General features: G+C 72.5%; 5 protein-coding genes. All 5 read right to left on the bottom strand.

Going from position 1 to position 4,842, the window contains the following annotated elements; translation table 11 throughout:
• Positions 1-158: 158 nt before the first annotated feature.
• The 5 genes from cseC to P1P70_RS40845 all read right to left on the bottom strand — a co-directional run bounded on the left by cseC (position 159) and on the right by P1P70_RS40845 (position 4,809).
• Positions 159-1,649, bottom strand: a complete 1,491-nt coding sequence (gene cseC, locus P1P70_RS40825) for a two-component system sensor histidine kinase CseC (protein WP_319246974.1) — start codon at positions 1,647-1,649, stop codon at positions 159-161.
• A 17-nt stretch (positions 1,650-1,666) separates the two neighbouring features.
• On the bottom strand, positions 1,667-2,374 hold the full coding sequence (cseB, locus tag P1P70_RS40830) for a two-component system response regulator CseB (protein ID WP_319246976.1): 708 nt from the start codon (positions 2,372-2,374) through the stop codon (positions 1,667-1,669).
• A 69-nt stretch (positions 2,375-2,443) separates the two neighbouring features.
• On the bottom strand, positions 2,444-3,124 hold the full coding sequence (locus P1P70_RS40835; protein ID WP_319246978.1) for a hypothetical protein: 681 nt from the start codon (positions 3,122-3,124) through the stop codon (positions 2,444-2,446).
• Positions 3,112-3,663 (bottom strand): SigE family RNA polymerase sigma factor, encoded by a 552-nt coding sequence (locus P1P70_RS40840; RefSeq protein WP_220647183.1) that lies wholly within the window; start codon positions 3,661-3,663, stop codon positions 3,112-3,114. Before P1P70_RS40840 ends, P1P70_RS40835 begins: the two co-directional genes overlap by 13 nt.
• A 282-nt stretch (positions 3,664-3,945) precedes the next feature.
• Positions 3,946-4,809, bottom strand: coding sequence for an A/G-specific adenine glycosylase (locus tag P1P70_RS40845; protein ID WP_217176716.1), 864 nt, complete (start codon positions 4,807-4,809; stop codon positions 3,946-3,948).
• Positions 4,810-4,842 lie beyond the last annotated feature (33 nt).

The following is a 4,842-nucleotide window of genomic DNA, read 5'->3' on the forward strand; positions in this document are numbered from 1 at the left end:
GGTGGGGGTTGCTCGCGCAGTTCCCCGCGCCCCTAACAGGCCTCCGGCCTTTCGGGCCGAAAAGCACGGGGCGCAGCCCCTGGTTTTCAGGGGCGCGGGGAACTGCGCGAGAAGCCCCACGCACCCGCAGCCGAAGAACCGGCCCCCGCCCGGCAGGGCTACGTGTCGGTCGTCACCGGCAGCATCGGGTAGCTGCCCGTGTTCGTCGGGGCGTGCTCCGGGAGCCAGAGGACGGCGACCGCGCCCTCGGCCGGGACCGTGTTCGGGGAACCCGGCGGGCGGACGTTGCGGAAGGTGAGGCGGGCGCCGAGGACCCGCGCCTGACCCGCGGCGATGGTGAGGCCGAGGCCGTGCCCCTGGCCGGCCCGGTCGGAGGCCCCGGTGCGGAAACGGCGGGGCCCGTCCGCGAGAAGCTCCTCGGGGAAACCGGGGCCATGGTCGCGGACCCGGATGACGCGGCCCTCGACGGACACCTCGATCGGCGGTCTGCCATGCTTCGCCGCGTTGGCCAGCAGGTTCAGCAGGACCCGCTCCAGACGGCGAGGGTCGGTCGTCACCTCCGACTCGTGCACGATCTGCACCCGCACGTCCGCGTTCTTCGCCGCCACCCGCCGCGCCACGAACTCACCCAGCATGATGTCCTGCAACTCGGCCCGCTCGGAGGCCCCGTCGAGGCGGGCCACCTCCAGCACGTCCTCGACGAGCGTGCGCATCGCCTGGGCCCGGTCGCGCACCAGTTCGGAGGGGCGGCCCGGCGGCAGCAGCTCCGCGGCCGTCAGCAGCCCGGTCACCGGCGTACGCAGCTCGTGGGCGATGTCCGCCGTCACCCGGCGCTCCGCCTCGATGCGCTGCCGCAGGGTGTCGGCCATGGCGTCCACGGCCCGCGCCAGCTCCGCCGTCTCGTCGCGTACGACACCGCCGATCGCGTCCTGCACCCGTACGTCCGACTCGCCCTTGGCCACCTCGTGCGCGGCGGCCGCCGCCTTGCGCAGCCGGCGGGACATCTGGCCGCCGATGAGGACCCCGAGGGCCGAGCCGCCGAAGACGACCGCGATCGAGCCGATGAGGAGGGCCTGGTCGAGGTCCCGCATCACCGCCGAGCTGTGGTCGGTGAAGTCGGTGTGGAGCGACAGGACCCGCTTGTCCTTCAGCGGGACCGCCGCCCAGATGTCGGGCACCCCGTTCTCGCCCTCGGACACATAGGTGGCCCGGCGGCCCTCGCTGACCTTGGCCAGCAGGTCCTTCGGGATGTCGGGGTCGTCGAGCTTGACCCCGAAGGCGCCGGACTTCAGCGGGCGCCCCGACTCGTACATGCGCTGCGCGACCTGGATGCGCTCGTTGGCGAGGTCGCGTGAGTTGTCGAGCATCGAGACGCGCGCCGCGTTGTGCACGACCAGGCTCAGCGCGACCGCCACCAGTGCGCCGACCAGGGCGATCGCCGCGCTCAACTGCCAGCGCAGCCCCGTCCGGATACCCGGAGTGGTCCCCGCGCCCGATACGGCGGATGCGGGCCTCGCGCCTGATACGTCGGACGCGGGCCGCCCGCCCGATACGGGCCTCGTGTCCGGTGCGGACCCCGCACCGGACGGGCGGCCGGAGACGCGTGCCGCCTTCGGCGCCCGTCCTCCTCGTATCCCCCTCAGCTCCATCTCGGCCCCGTCCCCGCTCAGGCCTTGAGCTTGTAGCCGAAGCCGCGGACCGTGTCGATCCGGTCCTGGCCGATCTTCGCGCGCAGCCGCTGGACGTGGACGTCGACGACCCGGGTGTCGCCGCCCCAGCCGTAGTCCCACACGCGTTCGAGCAGCTTGTCGCGGGAGAGAACCGTGCCGGGGGCGGACGAGAACTCCAGCAGCAGCCGCATCTCGGTCGGCGTCAGCGCCACCGGCTCCCCCGACCTCCGTACCTCCATGCCCTCGGTGTCGATCTCCAGTTCGCCGAAGGTGAGCACCCCGCCCGTGCCCGCCGCCCCGGCCTCCTCCGCCTTGGCGTCGCCGCCGCTCGCGTGGCCGAAGCGGCGCAGCACCGCGCGGATCCGGGCGACCAGGACGGCGCCGTCGAACGGCTTGGTCACGTAGTCGTCGGCGCCCGCCTCCAGGCCGAGCACCACGTCGATGGAGTCGGCGCGCGCGGAGAGCATGATCACCGGGACGGTCGACTCGTCACGGATGCGGCGGCACAGGGACACCCCGTCCAGGCCCGGAACCATGACGTCGAGGAGGGCGATGTCGGGCCGGTTCGCGCGGAACGCCTCCAGCCCCGACAGCCCGTCGGGCATGGCCGTGACCGCGAAGCCGTCCCGCTCCAGGGCGAGCTGGGTGGCCTCGCGGATGACGTCGTCGTCCTCGACGAACAGGACATGGGTCTGCTCTGCCATCCGGTGATCTCGCTCGCTCTCGGTCGAAAGGGGTCGGGAAGTCAGGGGTCGGGAAATCAGGGGTTCGGCTCAGCCCGACCCGGGGGTCGCCGACTCCGTGCCGCCCACCGCGGTGCTGTACTCGGTGCGCGTGCTGGAGCGCTGGACGAAGTCGTCCTTGATCCAGCGGTAGGTCGTCACTTCCTCGCTGGACGGATACGAGGACGGGTCGCCATTCTCGTACAGCTGCCGGGTGACCAGGAGGTCGCCCCGGTCGATCTCCGCGTAGACGGGGGGCTGTTCGGACCGGAAGACGCTCCGGTACGTCCCCTTCTTCTCCGTGCGGTACACGTACGACGCCACACCGACGGCGTCCGCGCAGGTCATCACATTCACCACGAGGTCGTCGGACGAACCCCCGGTCAGGTCCCCGTACGTCACGTCCACCGGGTACTCGTCCGCCACGCACGGCCTCAGGCCGCTCTTGACCGTCTTGCTGACCTCCGGGTCCGCGCGGACCATCCGGACGACCTCGCCGACACTCGGGTGGTCACCCTCGGCGTCCGCCGAACCGGAGGCGGACGGGGTGGCCGCGCCCGCCGCGAGGGAGTCGCTGTCCGCCGGCCCCTCGTCCCGGGCACCGGTGCCGCCCGTGCCGCAGGCGGACACGGAAAGGGCGAGGGCGGCGAGCACGGCCACCGCCGTGATCACCGCCTTTGTGGCCCGCCTGACCTCCGGACGGGGGCCGGCCGCTGTGCTCAGGCCGCGCAACGCTCCTGCTCCTCGCTCGCTTCGAGCGCACGGGCGGCGCGCTCTTCGTGGTCCCGCGACTCCAGCTCCTCGCGGAGCCGGGCCAGGGCACGGTGCAGCGTGCTCTTGACCGTGCCGGCCGACATGCCGAGGGCGGCGGCCGTCTCCTCCGTGGACATCTGCTCCCAGTGTCGCAGCACCACGACACTGCGCTGCTTGGGTGCGAGCACCTTCATGATGTCCATCAGGAGGGCGCGGTCCGCGTGCTGCTCGGTGGAGTCGTCGATGCAGGCGTCCGGCAGCTGCTCGGTCGGGACCTCCTCCAGCTTCCGGGCCCGCCACCACTCGGTCCGCGTGTTGATCATGACGCGGCGCAGGTAGGCGTCCGCCAGGCGCTTGTCCGCGATGCCGTCCCAGCGGCCGTACGTCCGCGCCAGCGCCGTCTGCAGCAGATCCTGGGCGTCCACCGGGTCCGGTACGAGCCGGCGGGCGCTGCGCAGCAGCGCGTCCTGCCGGGTGCGGACGTACTCCTCGAATTCGAGCACCTCGCCGTGCGCCATGATCAACCGCCTCCGTCCCCGTTTCCGACGACCGCGCCCCGCGCGCTCCGTCGGTTGTCCGCCGCTTCGTGTCGTTCGTCCCACCGGATCCGCTGGTTCGTTTCGCGGGTTCCTGCGGTACGCCGATGAAGCTACGGAGGGGTTGTCACGGAGACGTCCGAGCCAGCCTGCGGAGAACGCTCGGCTGTCCGTCGGTTGTGTAACGGAAGTAGGAACGGGGTAAAGCGGGACGGTCTTTGGGGCGGAGATGGGCCGGTTTACCCCGTCGGAGATGCCTGAGGGTCAGGTGAGGGGGAGACGGTAGAGACCGCCTGGGAGGGGTTCCACCAGTCCGTCGGAGACCAGCCCGTCCAGGGCGCGGGCCCGCTGCACCGGCTCGTCCCACACCCGGTCGAGCACCGCCTGCGGCACCGGCGCGATCGCGTCCCGCAGGACGGCGAGCAGCTTGCCGCGGACCTGACGGTCGGTACCGGCGTACGTCTGACCGCGCCGCGCCGGGCCCTCGTGCGCGGGCTTCCCGGCCAGCCGCCAGGCGCACTGCCCGGCGATCGGACAACGCCCGCACGTCTCGTTCTTCGCCGTGCACACGAGGGCGCCCAGCTCCATCGACGCGGCCGCCCACCGGGACGCCGTCCCGTCGTCCTCGGGCAGCAGGGCCCGGGCCAGTTTCCGTTCGGCGGCCGTGGTCGCGTTCGGCGGGTACTGCGTGCCGCTCACCGCGCGGGCGAAGACGCGCCGCACGTTCGTGTCGAGCACGGCGTGGCGCTGTCCGTACGCGAACGACGCCACCGCCGCGGCTGTGTACTCGCCGATCCCCGGCAGCGCGAGCAGTTGCGCGTGATCGCGTGGTACGTCTCCGCCGTGCCGTTCCGTTATGGCCACCGCGGCGCCGTGCAGCCGTAGCGCGCGGCGCGGGTAGCCGAGCCGGCCCCAGGCGCGCACCGCCTCGCCCGGGGGTTCCTTCGCGAGGTCCGCCGGGCGGGGCCAGCGGGCCAACCACTGCTCGTAGACGGGCAGTACACGGTTGACCGGTGTCTGCTGGAGCATGAACTCGCTGACCATCACCCCCCAGGGGCCGGCCTCCGGTCGCCGCCAGGGCAGGTCACGGGCGTGCGTCTCGAACCAGGCGATCACCGGGGTGTGCAGGGCGGTGGGGGTGGGGGCTCAAAAAAAACAATG

The organism is Streptomyces sp. MB09-02B, assembly GCF_033794485.1.
In the GTDB taxonomy this organism is placed as follows: domain Bacteria; phylum Actinomycetota; class Actinomycetes; order Streptomycetales; family Streptomycetaceae; genus Streptomyces.

Coding starts and splice junctions, on each gene's coding strand:
- cseC (WP_319246974.1), bottom strand. CDS start 1,649: ATGGAGCTGAGGGGGATACGAGGAGGACGGGCGCCGAAGGCGGCACGC.
- cseB (WP_319246976.1), bottom strand. CDS start 2,374: ATGGCAGAGCAGACCCATGTCCTGTTCGTCGAGGACGACGACGTCATC.
- P1P70_RS40840 (WP_220647183.1), bottom strand. CDS start 3,663: ATGGCGCACGGCGAGGTGCTCGAATTCGAGGAGTACGTCCGCACCCGG.